This window comes from Microbulbifer maximicatervae (SeqCode) (assembly GCF_056232625.1).
Window position 1 is genome coordinate 729,660 of record NZ_CP174324.1, and the last position, 17,663, is coordinate 747,322.

A 17,663-nucleotide genomic window follows, 5' to 3' on the forward strand; every position below is an offset into this window, starting at 1 on the left:
GCAGCAGGGTTGGGCGCCGCCCCTTGGTTTGTTTCATGCTGGGCGGCAAGGTTTGCGTCAATCATCAGAGGTTCTGCAGTTCAGCTTTTGGCTGATACCCATTCTTCTTAATTTTTTTACCAGGCTTGCGGAAGCTGTGCTGCCCTGGTTGCCAGTTCGGTTGCTGGCTCGTCGTATTCTGCAAAACCGGACGCAAGTTTGAGTCGTCCTTTCAAGCGCTGCGGGTCACGGCCCGTCTTACCTTCGCGATAATTACCCGCATAACCGCGGGCTGTTGTTGCCGGTGAGCTCCCCTCTGGTTCTGGTAATTGGGGGACATCTCAACGGCTAAGTTTTATCAATGACGCGGCATCCCCGCGCACCGACCGAATGGGGTATTTTCGTTGGGGTCACGGCTATCTCTTCATGTGGGAAGTCGCCTTTGACCGAAAATACGCCGAATTCAGGCCGGCCGAATATAGCATGGGCAGGGAGGTGCTTCAATTGTATCCCTGGCAACGCTATGATGCGCGTCATGCGAAGTATACCCCACCCTAAGAAGGCTCCGGCCGAGACCCCATCAAAGACCTCGAATCCATCTGGCGGCGTGCAGCTTTTAACTGTACCTGAAGAGCTGGCGGGACAGAGGATCGACAATTTCCTCCAGGCGCGCCTCAAGGGTGTGCCGCGTTCACGTATATACCGAATCCTGCGTAAGGGTGAGGTAAGAGTAAATAAAGGACGAATAAAGGCTGAATACAAGTTAAAGGCGGGCGATGTGGTGCGAGTGCCGCCAATTCGTGTTGCCGAGCAGGCTGAGGCCCCTCTCGCTGGTGAATCTCTGCGCCAGCTGATCCAAGAGTCCATACTTTATGACAAGCACGGGCTTATGGTGATCAATAAACCGTCGGGCCTTGCGGTCCATGGCGGCAGCGGTGTCAGATTGGGCCTGATTGAAGTTTTGCGCCAGATGTTCCCGCAAAGCCCGTTTATTGAGTTGGTGCACCGCCTGGACCGGGATACCAGTGGCGCCATCATGGTGGCCCGCAAGCGCGCGGTATTGCAGCATGTTCAGTCGGAGTTGCGGGCGGGAAAGATCGGTAAATCGTATCAGGCATTGGCGGTGGGCAAGTGGCCCCGAGGTCGCCGCGTTGTTGAGGCACCTTTGCGCAAGAACACTTTGAAAAGCGGCGAGAGAATGGTGTCAGTGCACCCTGAGGGGAAGCCTTCAGAGACCCGCTTTAAGTTGATTGAGAGATTTAAGGCGGCGACTCTGCTTTCCGCAGAGCCGGTCACCGGGCGAACACACCAAATTCGAGTTCACGCTCAGTTTGTTGGTTGCCCTCTGGCGGGCGACAACAAGTACACCTCGGACGAAGTCAATCGTGACTTTCGTGGTCGCGGTCTGAAGCGTCTCTTTTTGCACTCGGCTTCAGTGCGCTGCTCTTTGCCAGATGGTTCCAAGGTTGAGGTGGAGGCTCCACTCCCTGCGGAGCTGAGTGCAGTGCTGAATAGGTTAAGGGAAGAGTAGGGCGTTCTTTTGTTATGTTGGTAATCCTCGATTGGGACGGGACGGTTTGTAATTCTGAGGCGCGTATCGTCGATTGTATGTTGCGGGCAGCAGATAGAGCCGGTTTGCCGGTGCTTGCCCCGGAAGCGGTTAGCAACATTATCGGGCTTGGTCTGCCGGAAGCGATATCCTCTCTGTTTCCGGAGGCTGCCAGTGAAGAAAAGCTCACGTTGCGCCAACTTTACTTTGATGAGTGGATGGCGGCCCGGGTTGAACCCCTGCCGTTATTTGAGGGAGTCCTGGATACCCTGGACCAGTTGCTGTGCGGTGGTCACCAGTTGGCGGTAGCGACCGGGAAGAGTCGGCAGGGGCTCAACCGGGAATTTGAGGAGCACGGCCTCGGCCACTTGTTTGCCGCCAGTCGTTGTGCGGATGAGACCGCTTCCAAGCCTGACCCGCTGATGCTGAATGAGTTGCTACATGAGACCGGAACCGGTCCGGAGCAGGCGGTAATGGTAGGGGATACCGTATACGACTTGGAAATGGCGGCGGCGATCGGTATGCCCTCTATCGGGGTGAGCTATGGCGCTCATTGCCCAACCCGACTGCAGGGGTGTGGCCCCAAGGTTGTTATCGATCGTTTCTCTGAGCTGCTCCGCTGGCCGCCACTCCTTTAAGTGGCCTGCGGGCCCAGTGGATCTATGCCAAAGTGGTTCAACATATCGGTAAGGCGGATTAGTGGCAGCCCAACCAGGGTGTTGAGATCTGCCCCTTCAAGCCTCTCAAACAGGGCGATACCTAGCCCTTCCACCTTAAAAGAGCCGGCGCAATCGTAAGGTTGTTCCAGCTCTAAATATCGTTCAATTTGCTCTGTGCTCAACTGCCGAAAGTAGACGGTGAAGGTTTCCGTATCGCCCAACTGCTCTCCGCTTGCGCTATTCAGCAGGCTCAAGCCGGTGTGGAATATCACTTTTTTGCCGTTGCAGGCTTGCAGCTGGGCGATGGCGCGCTCCCTACTGCCTGGCTTGCCAAGTATTTGACCGTCGCAAGAGGCAACTTGATCTGAACCGATAATCAGTGATTTCGGGTGGCGGCCTGCCAGGGCGCGTGCTTTCTCTGTGGCGAGGCGCAGGGCGAGTGCGGCTGGCGCTTCCCCCGCCTGTGGTGCTTCATCTATATGGGGCGAATCCTGCTGAAAGGGGATGCCAAGCTGTTGTAGTAGGGTTCTGCGGTAAGGAGAGCTGGAGGCTAGTATCAGAGGGTGGGGCATTCTGGTGGATTTTCCGCTGGGTCGAGTAGTGGTTTGTGACCGGGCGATACTGCAATGCCTGATTTGTTTTGACAAGGCTAAGGTGAGTCCATAGAATTGCGCGCTTATGTCGATAGCCCCCTCTAAATCAGTATTGCCAAAGAGCATTGATGCTCGGAAATTGGTACAGCGAGAGCAGTTGCTCGATGGTGTTTTGCCGTTGGAGTCCCTGCCTCGGGTTGGTAGCGCAGTTGAGTCTGTCCACGGAGAGATTTCTGCTGAATTGCAGTTTGAGCGAGACTTGCAAGGTCACCAAACGGTGAGTGGCAAGGTTCAACTTGCAGTTGACCTTTTGTGTCAGCGCTGTTTGTCACCGGTCCATGAGCAGATCGAGGCACAGTTTAGCTGGGGTATCGTATGGACTGAGGAGCAGGGTAAGGCCCTGCCCAAAGATCTGGACCCGGTGATCCAGGACGGCGATGAGCTGGACTTGCACCAGATCCTTGAAGATGAAATTTTGCTCAATTTGCCAATGGTGGCTTATCACCAGGAAGAATGTGTCTCCAAGGAGAGCTTTCATTTTGGTGGCGAGGTTGCCGAGGCGGATGAGCAACAGGCAAACCCCTTTAAAGTGCTGGAGCAGTTGAAGGGTTCGTCGGGTAAATCCTAGGTTTCCCGATGAGTTTGGGCTCGCCGGTAGGCGCCCCGGTTCCAGCGAAATTTGTTTATTTTAGGAGCTAGCAATGGCTGTTCAACAAAACAAGAAGACTCGTTCCCGTCGCGGTATGCGCCGTTCCCACGATGCGCTGGGCGCAGGTGCTACCCTTTCCGTCGATCCGACTACCGGTGAAAAGCACCGTCGTCACCACGTGACCAAAGACGGTTTCTACCGTGGTCGCAAAGTGATCGAAGTTAGCGGCGGCTCTGAAGAAGAGTAAGCTTTGTCCAGCCAATTGCGATTGGCCGTGGATGCAATGGGCGGGGACTTAGGTCCCCGCTCTGTCGTTCCGGCATGTATTAGATTTCTTCAAAACTTCCCTGAAGCGCAGCTAAAGCTATTCGGTCCGCGCGCAGAGCTTCAAGCTCTGGTTCATCAAGAGCTGCAGCGCCATCGCCGCCGCGTTACCCGCCGTCTCGAAATTATCCATTGCGAGCAAGTCATCACTCAAGAGTGCAATCCGTTGCAGGCTGTTCGCCATAAGCGCGATTCAACCATGGCGATGGCTCTGAAGAGTGTTGCATCGGGAGATGTGCAGGCTGCAGTTACCTCCGGCAATACCGGCGCCTTGTTGGCGTTGAGTCGCAGTATTCTCGGTAATATCCAAGGTGTTAGGAAGCCGGCGCTCGGTAAGTCTGTACCTTCGGGTATGGGTTCCTGCTATCTTTTGGACCTTGGTGCCAATGTGGATTGCAGTGCTGAGGATTTGCTTCAGTTCGCCCGTATGGGGATAGAGGCTCAGCGGATTCATACTGCCCGCAAGAGTGTGAAGGATATAAAGGTGGCGCTGCTCAATATTGGGGCGGAAGCACATAAGGGTAGCGCCGAAATACGCCGTGCAGCGGAGCTGCTCGATGCAGACCCCGGGGTCAATTATGTTGGCTTTGTTGAGGGGCATGATATTTTTACCGGCTCGGTAGATGTGGTTGTTTGCGACGGCCTGATGGGTAATGTCGCGATGAAATCTGCCGAGGGTGTGATTCGACTAATGGGTCAAAAAGCGTTCACAATCGAGAAAAGAGGGTGTTTCAAGCGTTTTTTTGGCCAATTGGCCATAAAGCTGTTGCGAAAATGGCGTACACAGGTGGAACCTGCTCGCTATAATGGCGCCAGCTTTGTAGGGGTAAAGGGCAACGTGATCAAGAGTCACGGCGGTGCCAGCAGCGAAGCTTTTTATCGGGCGATGGTTACGGCGAAGGAGTGTGCCGATGCTGACCTGGCAGCCAGGGTCGATGCCGCTATGGCACAATCCGGCGAAAGACGCTCCATGGATGAAGGGTGAAAAGCAGTTTTCCCTTACTGAAATCAGCCACATTTAGGTTAAGGATATCTTATGACCAATGCCGCACTCGCATTTGTCTTTCCGGGGCAGGGTTCCCAGAAAATAGGTATGCTCTCTGAGATTGCCCAAGAGGCGCCTGAAATTCAGGCCACTTTTGCCGAAGCATCCAATGTGCTCGGCTATGACCTCTGGGACCTGTGCCAGAATGGCGAGCAGGAAGCCATTAATCTCACCCAGCGTACCCAGCCTCTCTTACTGACTTCCAGTGTTGCCCTTTATCGCATGTGGCGCTCTCGCGGCGGTGCCCAGCCTGCATTCATGGCCGGTCACAGTTTGGGCGAGTGGTCAGCACTGGTGTGCTCTGGCGTTCTGGCATTTAAAGATGCGGTTCATTTGGTTCGCGAGCGCGGCCGCTTGATGCAAGAGGCGGTTCCCGTAGGGGAGGGCGCTATTGCTGCGATCATCGGTCTTGATGATGCAGCTGTTGAAGAAGCTTGTGCTGCTTCTGCTGAGGGTGAAATAGTCGCTGCGGTGAATTACAACTCTCCCGGCCAGATTGTTATTGCGGGAAGTAGCGCGGCGGTGCAGCGCGCCATCGAAGCCTGTAAAGCTGCCGGTGCAAAGAAGGCCATGCCTCTTCCGGTCAGTGCCCCATTCCACACTGAACTGATGCGTCCTGCGGCGGAAAAGCTGACCCCTCAAATAGAGACGACAGAATTTAACGCGCCAGAAATACCCATCGTGCACAATGTCCACGCTGAGCTTGAAGCGGATCCGGAAAAAATTAAGACCCTGATGATCGAGCAGATTTATCGCCCGGTTCGCTGGACTGCCTGCGCACAAAAAATTATTGGCTCCGGAGTGGAGCAAATGGTTGAGTGTGGTCCGGGTAAGGTTTTGTCTGGCCTGATCAAACGTGTCGATCGAAGTGTTTCCTGTCACGCAATCGATAGCCCCAGTAACTTTAATGAAGCTCTGCGAGCTACAGCGGTATAAATCGCTCAAAAAGTAGTCCAGTAGTCGAATAAGGATAAGTGAGAATGACCTTACAGATGTCCCTTGAGGGTAAAGTTGCCTTGGTGACAGGTGCAAGTCGCGGTATTGGTGCGGCAATTGCGGATATGCTCGGTGGAATGGGTGCCACAGTTATTGGTACTGCCACCAGCGAATCCGGTGCTGAAAAAATAAGCGCCCGCTTCGCAGAAGCCGGTATCGCAGGTGCCGGTAAAGTTCTGGATGTGGGCAATGCGGAAAGTATTTCCGAGCTTCATGCAGCGATAAAAAATGAGTTTGGTGCTCCTGCGATATTGGTTAATAATGCTGGCATCACCAAGGACAACTTGTTGATGCGCATGAAGGATGACGAGTGGGATTCAGTCGTCAATACGAATTTGACCGCGGTCTATCGCATGAGTAAGGCTTGCCTGCGCGATATGACCAAGGCGCGATGGGGGCGGATTATTAATATCAGCTCCGTCGTAGGTAGTATGGGTAATGCCGGTCAGAGCAATTATGCGGCGACCAAAGCTGGTGTGGGAGGGTTTGCCCGCTCCCTGGCTTCAGAGGTGGGCTCCCGAGGAATCACGGTTAATACCGTAGCCCCCGGCTTTATTGATACTGATATGACAAAAGTCTTGCCTGAAGCGCAACGCGAGTTGCTTCTGGGTAAGATTCCTCTCGCGAGGCTCGGGAAGCCGGAAGAAATTGCTTCGGTGGTTTCCTTCCTGGCGAGTGATGCGGGAGGCTATGTCACCGGCGAGACAATTCATGTCAATGGCGGTATGTACATGGCGTAGTTTGTGTTTCAGAATGTCTCTTTAACTTATTGATTTTAGAGATATTTATGTTTTTGCTGATGGTGTTGAGGGGCCGCACATTACATCCCGAAAAACTTGGGGTACAATGGCCTCTGAATTATCCAAAAGCTGTGTGAGCCGGTCGTTATCACCAACAACATTGGATACGGTGAAAAACAATAGCGACTAAAACAGATTTTTACCCACTAGGAGTTAAATTGAATCATGAGCAGCATTGAAGAGCGCGTTAAAAAGATCGTTGCTGAACAACTGGGCGTTAAGGAAGAAGACGTTAAGCCTGAAGCCTCTTTTGTTGAAGATCTGGGCGCTGACTCACTCGACACAGTTGAGCTGGTTATGGCTTTGGAAGAGGAATTCGAAACTGAAATTCCCGATGAAGAAGCTGAAAAAATCACTACTGTTCAGCTGGCAATGGATTACATCAAGGATAACCTTGGTTAATTCCTGCTGGGTAGTTTAGGCACGGGCAGCTCAATATGCTGTACCTAGCCGAGCGATTCTGAAAGCCGTTCTATGTTTCATAGCGCGGCTTTCTTGTTATTGGTACTACGGAATTGTGACTGCTGACCGGATGTTGTTCTTTTAACTACATTGGTGAAGGACGGTAGCAGAAAATTTCAGGGGGGAGCGCAGTGTCGCAAAGAAGAGTTGTTGTAACCGGAATGGGAGTCGTTAGCCCGTTAGGTAACACCCTAGAGGATACTTGGTCTGGGGTACTACAGGGAGCTAATGGTGCTGCTCCGATTGAGACATTTGATGTCTCGGCTTTTTCAACCCGCTTCGCCGCTACTGTAAAGGATTTTGATCCCACGCCATACATGCCCGCAAAAGAAGCGCGCAAGATGGATACTTTCTTGCAGTACGGACTGGTTGCCGGTATTCAGGCTATGCAAGATAGCGGCCTGGAGGTAACCGAAGAGCTGGGTCCGCGCGTGGGTACCTGTATTGGCTCTGGTATGGGCGGTATCCTGGCTATCGAAGATAATTCATTGCTGATTGCCGAAAAAGGCCCTCGCCGTGTATCACCTTTCTTTGTACCTGGCGCCATCATTAATATGGTTGCGGGTAACCTCTCGATTAAATATGGCCTCAAAGGCCCCAATCTGGCAGTGACAACAGCCTGTACCACAGGAACCCATGCGATTGGTCTCGGAGTTCGTGCGATTCAGCACGGTGATGCCGATGTGATGGTATGTGGTGGTGCAGAAATGGTTACCACCCCGGTAGGGCTCGGCGGTTTCTGTGCGGCAAGGGCGCTGTCCACCCGCAATGATGATCCGCAATCAGCAAGCCGCCCCTGGGATAAAGACCGTGATGGTTTTGTACTGGGTGAAGGGTCTGCGGTACTCGTTTTGGAAGAGTACGAAAATGCAATCGCTCGCGGAGCCAAGATTTATGCAGAAGTAGCTGGCTTTGGTATGAGCGGTGATGCCCACCACATGACCTCTCCTCCGGAAGATGGCGCAGGCGCTGCTCTCTCAATGGAAAATGCCTTGAGAGATTCCGGTATGAGCCCAAGTGATATCCAGTATATCAATGCTCATGGTACTTCTACTCTGCTGGGAGACACAGCTGAGATCCTGGCGGTTAAAAAAGTATTCGCGGGGGTGGCGGACTCCCTCGCTGTGAGTTCTACCAAGTCGATGACCGGTCACCTGCTGGGGGCTGCCGGTGCTATTGAAGCCGTTTTCTCGGTATTGTCATTGCGCGACCAGGTTGCGCCCCCCACTATTAATCTCTTCTCCCCGGATGAGGCCTGTGCCGGTATTAACCTGGTGCCCCAAGAGGCCCAGCCGATGGCAATCAATGCAGTCCTATCCAATTCCTTTGGTTTCGGTGGCACCAATGGGTCACTGATATTCAAGCGAGTCTGATTCCCGTGCCCACCGCGAGGTGGGCACACCTGCCTTGGGAGTTCCATGTACCAGTTACCTCAAATGTACTTTCGGGGGCTGGCCGTTGATCAGTTACCAGATGATGCTGATTACTCGGGTGGAATCCTCGAAACAATGCGCTGTCACAACAAAGGTCTACCGCTTTGGTCTTTCCACCGCGCTCGCCTGGAGCGTTCGGGAGTGTTGGATGAGGCCTGTCTGGGAGAAATTGAGCAGTCGACGTTAAAATTGACAGCCGGCTGTCGCTGGCCTGAGGCGATTGCGCGCCTGCGTGTTGGCAGTGTGCGCGGGCAGCAATGTTGGGATTTGGTGCTGCGGCCGCTGATTGAAACCGCTGAGGGGCAGGTGGGCACTAGCCTTTTCCCTTGTTCGACGAGCTTGCCGATCGGTAGTAATTCGAACCAGGGCTGCAAAACTTTACTCCGTAACCGATATAATGCGGCAAAAGCAGAGCTGCCGGTGGGTCAATTTCTCGATGGATTGATGCTGGATTCGGCGGGAAGGGTCATCGAAACCCTGCGCTGTAATATCCTGGCCCGATTTGGTGGGAAGTGGATGACTCCATCCCTGCACCGGTGTGGTGTTCATGGTGTGATGCGGCAGTGGCTCTCGAGCCATATCCACTGGCAAGAGGAAGACATGGAGCTTTCCGAACTCTGTGAGGCCGATGAGCTGGCTCTCTGCAACAGTGTTCGAGGTGTATTACCGGTGGTAGAGGTAATCGGTTACAAAAATTGGCCTGTGGGTGTCGAGACCCGCAAGCTACAGAAGCTGATATTGGATAAATTGTGGTGAAGAAAAAGCAAGCGAGTTTCGCTTGGAGAGTGTTGAAGCTGTTATTTGGTGGGCTGGTATTGGCCTGCTTGGTTGCAGTTGCCTCTCTATACGTGGCAAAGGAAGCCTTGGAATCCCCCCTGCCGATTGCACAAGATGGGCTTACGCTTCAGGTGGAAAAGGGCGGAAGTTTGTCCCGGACGCTGCGAAGCTTGCAGGGCGAAGGGATAATCCAGTGGCCGCAAATACTCCTCGCCTATGCCTACTGGGAGGGCACAACAGAAATCCATTCCGGCGAGTATTTAGTTCCCTTTGGCAGTAACGCGCGGGACTTGATTGCGCGCCTGAATCGCGGTGAAGTTACCCGCTATCGCATTACGCTATTAGAGGGCTGGACCTTTCGCCAGGCCCTGCGACAAATCCGCTCCGGTGAAAGAATCGTTCAGTCCGAAGAGGGGAGCAATGTCAGTGCCGCTGCCCAGGCCCTGGGCCTAAAGGAAGATGAAGTCGAGGGTTGGATTTTCCCGGATACTTACGTCTACCGGTCCGGTACCACAGATATTGAGCTGCTGCGTCAGGCCTATGATCGGATGCAGAAGGTACTGGATGAGGAGTGGCAATCAAAAGGGGATGATCTGCCCTATAAGTCGCCCTATGAAGCCTTAATCATGGCTTCAATTATCGAGAAAGAGACAGGGCAGCCATCTGAGCGCAGTGAAATAGCTGGTGTTTTTGTACGCAGGCTGAATAAAGGTATGCGCTTGCAGACAGACCCCACCGTAATTTACGGCTTGGGTGAGGACTTTGACGGAAATCTGACCCGTACACACCTGCGCCAGGCAACACCTTATAATACTTATGTTATTAATGGCCTTCCCCCTACGCCGATTGCCCTACCTGGGCGAGCGGCAATTCGGGCCGCTTTAAATCCAAAGCCCGGCAAGAGCTTGTATTTTGTTGGCAAAGGGGATGGATCTCATCATTTCTCAGCGACTCTGACAGAGCACAACCGTGCGGTGCGGGAGTATCAGCTGAAAAGGCGCGCGGATTACCGCTCGAGTCCGGCAAAAGGAAAGAATTAGTGTCGCACGGCAAGTTCATCACCCTCGAGGGTGTAGAGGGGGTGGGGAAATCTACCAATTTACTCTTCATCACCGAGTGGCTCAAAAAGCACAATATTAACTTTATCCAAACTCGGGAGCCGGGAGGCACCCCGTTGGCAGAACAGCTGCGCGAGCTGTTATTGGCCAAGCGGGATGAATCCGTTGATCCCACGGCGGAATTATTGATGGTGTTTGCCGCCCGCGCGCAACATCTGTCTCAGGTTATACTGCCCGCCTTAAAACGTGGGGATTGGGTGATCTGTGATCGCTTCACCGATGCTACCTATGCCTACCAAGGCGGTGGTCGTAGACTGGATCGACAATTGATCGAGCAGTTGGAGCAGACAGTTCAAGGGGATTTGCGTCCAGATAAAGTGCTTTTATTGGATCTCGATCCAGAAGTGGGGCTACAGCGAGCCGCACGGACTGGGGAAGCGGATCGGTTTGAGAGTGAGCACCTGGAGTTTTTTCAGCGGGTGCGTGCGGCTTATCGCGATCGAGCTGAAGCTGCACCTGCCCGTTACGCGGTTGTGGATGCCGGCCAATCTCTGGAGCAGGTGCAGATGGATCTAGCCAAGCAATTGGAGCTGTTGCTTTAAGCTATCTTGCCCCAGAATCTATTTTTAAATGATAAGAATTGTGGCTGATGTCTGTGCCTGAAACTTTTGAGTATAAATCGATACCGGTACCTCTTCCCTGGCACTCCGAGCAATGGCAGCGGTTGGGCTTGCAGTTGCAGGCGGGCCGCTGCCCGCACGCTTTGCTGCTGACTGGCCCGGAGGGGTTGGGAAAGCGACAATTCGCGGCTGCTTTTACTGCGTTGGCCCTATGTGAGCAACCGAGGGCAGGTCAGGCCTGTGGAGAGTGTAAGGATTGTCGGTTGTGGATGGCTGGCTCGCATCCTGATTTCCTGCAAGTTGAACCTGAAAAGCCCGGTGGCCCGCTGAAAGTGGAACAGATCCGTCAGCTGGGCAACTTTGTTTCCCGCACCAGTGGGCGGGGCGGGGCGCGTCTGGTTTGTTTGTCGCCGGCGGAGGCGATGAATGTCAACGCAGCCAATGCCCTGTTGAAAAACCTGGAAGAGCCGGCACCCTCCGTTATCTTTGTGTTGATCACCGATGCCCCCACAGGCCTTTTGCCAACCATTCGAAGTCGCTGTCAATCTATAGCTTTTCCGCCCCCAACTGGAGAGGTGGCGCTACAGTGGCTATACAGCAATGGGCTGGAAGAGCCGCTGGCACAGCGTGTCTTAACTCTGGCAGGCGGGGCACCATTATTGGCGGCGGAGCTGGCCGAGCCCAAGTCGAGAGAAGTACGTGAGCAGTTTTTTAAAGATTTGGTTGCTGTAGCTCAGGGTACGGCAAGTTCAGTCTCTACAGCGGGCCGTTGGGAAACACCGGCCGAGGGTGTTGAATTGGTTCAGCTACTGCTTTTTTGGCAGCACTGGTTAACCCAGATGGTGCAGATTCGCAGTTGTGATCTTAGTGGAGATGCCCAGCTAATGGTTCTTTTGCAGAGGTTGCCGGGGTCGAGTGAGCAAAGCTTGCAGCCAGTATTTGCGTTCTACGATCATTTGCTTCAGGCGCGGAAAGGGTTACTGGGCACAGCTAACCCCAATCGTCGTTTGCTGCTGGAAGAATTATTTATTCGTTGGGCGAAGCTTTTTGCTTAGGCATCTTGCACAAGTCGGGTAGGGTAATTGACGTTGCCTGGACACAGGCAGCGGGCTTAGATAAGTTAGCGCATCATTTAGAAATATAAACATTGAGGTTGTCCATGAAAGCCATGGGAGGCGGTGCCCGCAACGGCATCCTGTCACTGAAAATCCAGGATAAATCTGTGCTCTATGCGGCCTATATGCCCTTCGTAAAGAATGGTGGCTTGTTTATCAGTACGGATAAATCGTACAACCTTGGCGATGAGGTTTTTCTGCTTCTGAGCTTAATGGATGAGCCGGAAAAGATTCCGGTTGCCGGTAAGGTGATCTGGATTACCCCCAATGGTGCTCAAGGCAACCGCACTCCCGGAATCGGAGTTCAATTTGGCGATAAGGACAATATCGCGCAAAACAAGATTGAAACCCACTTGGCGGGAACCTTAGAATCCAGCCGCCCAACCCATACGTTGTAACTCTCTAATGCTTGTTGATTCTCACTGTCACCTGGACAGACTTAAGCTCGATAAATTTGATGGCGATCTGGATACTGTATTGGACCTGGCCCGCAGTCGCGGTGTTGGCAAGTTCCTCTGTGTCGGTATCAGTTTGGAAAACGCCGATGCGGTTGTTGAAATCGCATCCCGCTACGAGGACGTAGTCTGTTCCGTTGGTGTGCACCCGTTGGATGTCGACTCTGGCATGGCGGATGTTGAGCGACTGGTGGAAATGGCTAACCAGCCCAATGTTGTTGCATTGGGGGAGACAGGTCTGGATTACTACTACAGCACTGACACCCAGGAAATCCAGCAGCAGAGCTTTATTGCACACCTGAAAGCGGCGGGGCAGGCAGAGCTTCCGGTTATTGTGCATACGAGAGATGCGCGGGAAGATACTATCGCTCTCATTAAAGAGCACGGTAATACCAATACCGCAGGTGTTCTGCACTGTTTTACCGAGAGCTGGGATATGGCCAAGGCTGCCCTGGATCTCAATTATTATATTTCTTTGTCCGGCATCGTGACCTTTAAAAATGCCGAAGAGCTGCGGGATGTCGCCCGCAGGCTGCCTTTGGATCGGTTGCTCGTTGAGACCGACTCCCCTTATTTGGCTCCAGTGCCCTATCGGGGTAAGCCCAATATTCCGGCCTATGTGCGTGAAGTGGCAGAATTTATCGCTGATTTACGCGGTATTCCCTACGAAGAGCTGGCCGAAATCACCTCAGAAAACTTTTTCAGATTATTCCCCCGGGCAGTTTGATCCGGGTCTATTGGATGTTCCCCTATGATGAAGCAGCAGTTGCAAGTCATGCTGACTCTGCAAGACCAGATTAATACAGTAGTAAATGAAAACTGGCGTGAGCAAAACTTTGCCTGGTACCGCGCTATTTGGGTAGAAAGTGCAGAGTTGTTAGACCATTACGGTTGGAAGTGGTGGAAGAAGCAACTTCCAGAAATGGATCAGGTGAAGCTTGAATTGGTGGATATCTGGCATTTCGGTTTGAGCCTTGAGTTGCAAAAAGGCTCTCCGCAGGAAGTGGCTGAGATCATGCTGAAGGAGTTTGCCGGTTCCGAGCGTACGGCGGGTGATTTCCGTGAAAACCTCGAGTCTTTCACCTTGAACACCCTGGCCACCAAGCAGTTTGATGTTGCTGGCTTTGCTCAACTATTGGCCGATGCAGAAATGTCTTTTGCTGAGTTGTACCAGCGATACGTTGGTAAAAATGTACTCAACCGATTCCGTCAGGATAACGGCTATAAAGATGGCAGCTATGTAAAAAACTGGGCGGGCCGTGAAGACAATGAACACCTAGCGGAAATTGCCGGACTTTTGGACTCATCTGCTGCTGATTACAGTGATCAGGTTTACAAGGCACTGCAGACGCGTTACCGGGAATTGGCGCTGACATAAACACTCGCAAAGAGTGTCCAATACAGTCTGAGAGGTTTTGTCATACAAATTGAGCCGCTATTTCGCTTGTGTAAGATGAAATTTACTCGCGAGGCCCTATAATGCGGCCGCTTACAAACGAGGGAGAACTATCGTGAAAGCACCTGTACGTGTTGCTGTTACCGGCGCTGCCGGTCAGATTAGCTATTCGTTGCTGTTCCGCATCGCCTCTGGCGAAATGCTGGGCAAAGATCAGCCGGTTATTCTGCAATTGCTGGAAATCACTCCGGCATTGGAAGCGCTGAAAGGCGTTGCTATGGAGCTTGAAGACTGCGCTTTCCCGCTGCTCGCGGGTATCGTTCAGTCCGATGACGCTACTGTTGCGTTCAAAGATGCAGATTACGCTTTGCTGGTAGGCGCGCGTCCCCGTGGACCGGGTATGGAGCGTAAGGACCTGCTGGAAGCTAACGCTGCTATCTTCTCTGCACAGGGTAAAGCCCTGAACGACGTTGCTTCTCGTAACGTAAAAGTACTGGTTGTTGGCAACCCGGCTAACACCAATGCCCTGATCGCTCAGCGCAATGCGCCAGACCTGGACCCGCGTAACTTCACCGCGATGACCCGTCTGGATCACAACCGCGCTCTGTCTCAGCTGGCAAACAAAACTGATTCCAGCGTTAACGACATCATCCATATGACCATTTGGGGCAACCACTCTTCCACTCAGTACCCAGACTTGCACCAAGTGAAGGTTTCCGGTGCTGCAGCCATGGATAAAGTGGAGCAGGAATGGTACGAAAACGACTTCATCCCGACTGTTCAACAGCGTGGTGCAGCTATCATCAAGGCGCGCGGTGCTTCCTCTGCGGCTTCCGCTGCCAACGCTGCTATCGACCATATGCGCGATTGGGCTCTGGGCACCGCTGAAGGTGACTGGACCAGCATGGCTGTATTCAGCGATGGTTCTTACGGTATTCAGGAAGGCCTGATTTACTCTTTCCCTTGCACTTGCAAAGACGGCGACTGGGAAATTGTTCAAGGCGTTGACATCAACGACTTCTCCCGCGAGAAAATGTCTGCTACCGAGCAGGAGCTGGCGGAAGAGCGTGATGCAGTAGCACACCTGCTGCCGTAATAGGGAGTGACAGGTCCCAGGCCTTGGCCGCAGACCTCTCCCAAAAACCCACACTGAGGTGTGGGTTTTTTTATGCCTGAATTTTGTAAACCCCGGCCCGGACCAGGAAACTTTCCCGGTCAGTATCTTCGTGTGAGCTGCCGCCATCGGCACTACACTGATTTTATATATCTGCCGGATGTCCCTGCTATGGTCACTGAAGTTGGCCGCAACACCGCCCGTTGCGCCTGTATCCTGCTGCAGCCTAACCAGTCCCTGTCCCTCTCCGGCAATCTGTGGGTGTTTTTCTCCCTGGTTGGGGTATCCCTTGGAATCAGCCTCGCTTTTGCGATGGCGGGAGCCTGGATGATTCTTCCCTTTGCCGGGCTTGAAATGATCCTGCTGGGCATCCTGTTTACCTACGTGTACCTCGAAGGGACCCGCAGAGAAGTAATACGCATCAATGAGGAGTTGGTAATTCTGGATTGCTGTAAGGGGTTCAGGCAGCAAACGGTGTATCACCGGGAGTTCGCCCGCGATAAGTTGGCAGTACTCGTAAGGATGGGGAGCAGTGCTACCGAAATGGCTTCGGTAAACTTTAGTGGTCCTGAGGGGTGCCTTGAAGTCGGGGAGTTCCTCACCGAAGCTGAAAAGGCGGAGCTGGTGCAGAAGTTAGGTCGTTTTGGCATTTGTGCCAGGAAAGAGAAAGAGTTTCGTCTGCAGCAGTTCTGATTTCTCTATAGAACTGGCGTCTCGTTTGTTTCTTTTCGCTATAATCCCCGCTTTACTCTTAACTGTTCCACAGGGGATATCAGATGGCTTTTCCGAAGATCGGTAATTTGGCTCCGGCTTTTACGCTGACCAACCAAAGTGGCGAGAAAGTGTCACTTAAGGATTTTCGTGACAAAAGTAATGTCGTCCTCTACTTTTACCCGAAAGCACTTACCCCCGGTTGTACCACTCAGGCATGTGGGATTCGCGATAGTGCGGCTGAATTTAAAAAAACCAATACTGTTGTGTTGGGGGTGAGCCCGGATCCAGAAGCAAAGTTGCAGCGCTTTATCGACAAGCACGAACTGAATTTTGATTTGCTATCTGATGAAGAACACAAGATTGCTGATAAATATGGCTGCTGGGGCTTGAAGAAATTTATGGGCAAGGAGTACATGGGGCTTCTGCGAACAACTTTTATTATCGATAAGAGTGGGCGCCTTCGCCATATTATCGACAAAGTTAAAACCAAGACCCATGACACTGATGTTTTGAATTGGATTGGCGAGAACCTGGATTAATTGCCAGACTCTGAGGGGCGGGGCTGGACTGGTGCTTGGTCTGCTGTAGCCCCTACCTTTCGGACTCAAAGGCGACACGTGGGTACCGAAAGTAAGTATTTTGGGCCCTTGGTACACAATAAGATGAAAAAAAGCACTGTCGCCCCTTGCTTTCTTAATTCTTGGTCTATACTGGCAGTTGTAAAGGAAAGGTGCGCCGGCTAGAGAGAGTCTCTCTGCGGGAATTGCCGGAGCGGTTAGTTTAAAAATTGTACATCTCTGTGAAGGATTCGATGTCTGTTTTTTGGTGCATCCCGCATCACGTAGTCGTCCGCCGAAGTTGATGTTGTGTTGGTGTGGGCAGGGGCAACCGGGATTCGCTGGATGCGGACATAGAAAAATAACTGCGGCTCACGGAACTCAATAGGAGCAGCTCGATGAACCATACTCAGCCCGACCAGACTTCGCTCTCTGAAGACAAATCACTTCAGCAGGCCAGAATATCCGGAGACCCGAATATTCTCGACCAGCTGCTGGCCCCCCCCGAAGCAACCAGTTTTGGTATTGCCGCACGGGTAATAGATGTGCTGGAGCAGCGTATCGGTAAGGCCTCTCTCGCTATTCGCCCGGTAGCGTCCGACCTAAGTATGTCCACCCGGACTCTGCAACGCCGGTTGCAGGAACACAACCTCAGTTTTGCATCTTTACGTGACCATGTTCGTTTTCGTCACGCGGTGCATTTCCTCAAAGATACTGCGCTGAGCGTTGATGGAATCTCACGAATTCTCGATTTCTCTGATCGAACCAGTTTTACCAGCGCGTTCAAACGCTGGACCGGGATGTCTCCCACTGGCTACCGCCGGCAGGTCCGCCAGAGGTTCTGAGTGTGGATTGGTTTGGCCGGTCTCTACGGGATCGGCCCAATCCGTTGCCTCGGCGGGGCAAACCCGTTAGAGTTGGCGGCAATTTAATAGGCTGACTCTTTGAGGTTTTGCATGAGCTTTTTTATCCCCTCCGCCATGGCACAGGAAGCGGCGCCGGCAGCACAGGGTAATCCGATGATAACCCTGCTGATGTTTGCGGGTTTGTTTGCATTCATGTGGTTTTTTATTATTCGCCCACAGCGCAAGCGCCAGAAAGAGCATCAAGAGCTGGTTGGCGCTCTGAAAAAGGGTGACGAAGTTGTAATGAGCAGCGGGATGCTGGGCCGCGTCGACAAGGTTGATGAGGACTACATCGTATTGGAAGTTGCAGACAGCATGTCTTTGAAGTTCCAAAAAGTAGCTGTGCACGCAGTATTACCGAAAGGTACGATTAAAAAGATCTAATCCTATTCAGGGTTTATCTTTGAATGTCGTAACTAAAAAAGCCTGGCAATTGCCGGGCTTTTTTATTGCTGCCAGCTTT

Annotated in this window: 22 protein-coding genes; 21 read left to right on the forward strand and 1 reads right to left on the reverse strand. The window is 52.7% G+C overall.

What is annotated here, in order from left to right; genetic code table 11:
• Positions 1-514 precede the first annotated feature (514 nt).
• Positions 515-1,510, forward strand: a complete 996-nt coding sequence (gene rluC, locus ACJJI6_RS03215; protein ID WP_444928108.1) for a 23S rRNA pseudouridine(955/2504/2580) synthase RluC — start codon at positions 515-517, stop codon at positions 1,508-1,510.
• A gap of 14 nt (positions 1,511-1,524) precedes the next feature.
• Positions 1,525-2,166 carry an HAD-IA family hydrolase gene (locus tag ACJJI6_RS03220; RefSeq protein WP_282932471.1) on the forward strand — a complete coding sequence of 214 codons (642 nt, stop codon included), beginning with the start codon at positions 1,525-1,527 and terminating at the stop codon, positions 2,164-2,166.
• On the opposite strand, the gene ACJJI6_RS03225 is transcribed toward ACJJI6_RS03220, so the two are convergent.
• The gene (locus ACJJI6_RS03225; protein ID WP_475712486.1) at positions 2,163-2,759 is read right to left on the reverse strand and encodes a Maf family protein; all 597 of its coding nucleotides are present in this window, start codon (positions 2,757-2,759) and stop codon (positions 2,163-2,165) included. The two genes, ACJJI6_RS03220 and ACJJI6_RS03225, sit on opposite strands and share 4 nt — an antisense overlap.
• A gap of 106 nt (positions 2,760-2,865) precedes the next feature.
• On the opposite strand from ACJJI6_RS03225, the gene ACJJI6_RS03230 reads away from it, so the two are divergent.
• The 19 genes from ACJJI6_RS03230 (at position 2,866) to yajC (ending at position 17,584) form a co-directional block, all read left to right on the forward strand.
• Positions 2,866-3,408 carry a YceD family protein gene (locus tag ACJJI6_RS03230; RefSeq protein WP_108733565.1) on the forward strand — a complete coding sequence of 181 codons (543 nt, stop codon included), beginning with the start codon at positions 2,866-2,868 and terminating at the stop codon, positions 3,406-3,408.
• 73 nt (positions 3,409-3,481) lie between these two features.
• Positions 3,482-3,676, forward strand: coding sequence for a 50S ribosomal protein L32 (rpmF, locus tag ACJJI6_RS03235; protein ID WP_108733564.1), 195 nt, complete (start codon positions 3,482-3,484; stop codon positions 3,674-3,676).
• A gap of 3 nt (positions 3,677-3,679) precedes the next feature.
• Complete coding sequence (plsX, locus tag ACJJI6_RS03240; protein WP_282932473.1) at positions 3,680-4,738, forward strand: phosphate acyltransferase PlsX; 1,059 nt, start codon at positions 3,680-3,682, stop codon at positions 4,736-4,738.
• 51 nt (positions 4,739-4,789) lie between these two features.
• Positions 4,790-5,734: an ACP S-malonyltransferase gene (fabD, locus tag ACJJI6_RS03245; protein WP_475712487.1), complete on the forward strand. Its 945-nt coding sequence runs from the start codon at positions 4,790-4,792 to the stop codon at positions 5,732-5,734.
• 56 nt (positions 5,735-5,790) lie between these two features.
• Positions 5,791-6,534, forward strand: coding sequence for a 3-oxoacyl-ACP reductase FabG (gene fabG, locus ACJJI6_RS03250; protein WP_282934677.1), 744 nt, complete (start codon positions 5,791-5,793; stop codon positions 6,532-6,534).
• A gap of 225 nt (positions 6,535-6,759) precedes the next feature.
• Positions 6,760-6,996, forward strand: coding sequence for an acyl carrier protein (acpP, locus tag ACJJI6_RS03255; RefSeq protein ID WP_020415205.1), 237 nt, complete (start codon positions 6,760-6,762; stop codon positions 6,994-6,996).
• A gap of 191 nt (positions 6,997-7,187) precedes the next feature.
• Positions 7,188-8,429, forward strand: coding sequence for a beta-ketoacyl-ACP synthase II (fabF, locus tag ACJJI6_RS03260; RefSeq protein WP_475712488.1), 1,242 nt, complete (start codon positions 7,188-7,190; stop codon positions 8,427-8,429).
• A gap of 45 nt (positions 8,430-8,474) precedes the next feature.
• Positions 8,475-9,245, forward strand: a complete 771-nt coding sequence (locus ACJJI6_RS03265; RefSeq protein WP_444896975.1) for an aminotransferase class IV — start codon at positions 8,475-8,477, stop codon at positions 9,243-9,245.
• A complete protein-coding gene (gene mltG / locus ACJJI6_RS03270; protein ID WP_475712489.1) occupies positions 9,242-10,306 on the forward strand; it encodes an endolytic transglycosylase MltG in 1,065 nt (354 codons plus the stop codon). Before ACJJI6_RS03265 ends, mltG begins: the two co-directional genes overlap by 4 nt.
• Positions 10,306-10,926, forward strand: a complete 621-nt coding sequence (gene tmk / locus ACJJI6_RS03275) for a dTMP kinase (protein WP_282932477.1) — start codon at positions 10,306-10,308, stop codon at positions 10,924-10,926. Before mltG ends, tmk begins: the two co-directional genes overlap by 1 nt.
• A gap of 47 nt (positions 10,927-10,973) precedes the next feature.
• Complete coding sequence (locus ACJJI6_RS03280) at positions 10,974-11,999, forward strand: DNA polymerase III subunit delta' (protein ID WP_413662280.1); 1,026 nt, start codon at positions 10,974-10,976, stop codon at positions 11,997-11,999.
• Positions 12,000-12,103: 104 nt separating this feature from the next.
• Positions 12,104-12,457 (forward strand): PilZ domain-containing protein, encoded by a 354-nt coding sequence (locus ACJJI6_RS03285; RefSeq protein ID WP_413662279.1) that lies wholly within the window; start codon positions 12,104-12,106, stop codon positions 12,455-12,457.
• Positions 12,458-12,464: 7 nt separating this feature from the next.
• On the forward strand, positions 12,465-13,241 hold the full coding sequence (locus tag ACJJI6_RS03290) for a TatD family hydrolase (RefSeq protein WP_413662278.1): 777 nt from the start codon (positions 12,465-12,467) through the stop codon (positions 13,239-13,241).
• Between the two features lie 27 nt (positions 13,242-13,268).
• Positions 13,269-13,892, forward strand: a complete 624-nt coding sequence (locus tag ACJJI6_RS03295) for a dUTP diphosphatase (RefSeq protein WP_444942543.1) — start codon at positions 13,269-13,271, stop codon at positions 13,890-13,892.
• Positions 13,893-14,025: 133 nt separating this feature from the next.
• On the forward strand, positions 14,026-15,006 hold the full coding sequence (locus tag ACJJI6_RS03300) for a malate dehydrogenase (protein WP_475712490.1): 981 nt from the start codon (positions 14,026-14,028) through the stop codon (positions 15,004-15,006).
• Positions 15,007-15,078: 72 nt separating this feature from the next.
• Complete coding sequence (locus ACJJI6_RS03305; RefSeq protein ID WP_413662277.1) at positions 15,079-15,717, forward strand: DUF2244 domain-containing protein; 639 nt, start codon at positions 15,079-15,081, stop codon at positions 15,715-15,717.
• A gap of 83 nt (positions 15,718-15,800) precedes the next feature.
• Positions 15,801-16,277, forward strand: a complete 477-nt coding sequence (gene bcp / locus ACJJI6_RS03310) for a thioredoxin-dependent thiol peroxidase (protein WP_475712491.1) — start codon at positions 15,801-15,803, stop codon at positions 16,275-16,277.
• 416 nt (positions 16,278-16,693) lie between these two features.
• Positions 16,694-17,140, forward strand: coding sequence for a helix-turn-helix domain-containing protein (locus ACJJI6_RS03315; protein WP_020415217.1), 447 nt, complete (start codon positions 16,694-16,696; stop codon positions 17,138-17,140).
• Between the two features lie 111 nt (positions 17,141-17,251).
• Positions 17,252-17,584 carry a preprotein translocase subunit YajC gene (gene yajC / locus ACJJI6_RS03320; protein WP_282932486.1) on the forward strand — a complete coding sequence of 111 codons (333 nt, stop codon included), beginning with the start codon at positions 17,252-17,254 and terminating at the stop codon, positions 17,582-17,584.
• Positions 17,585-17,663 lie beyond the last annotated feature (79 nt).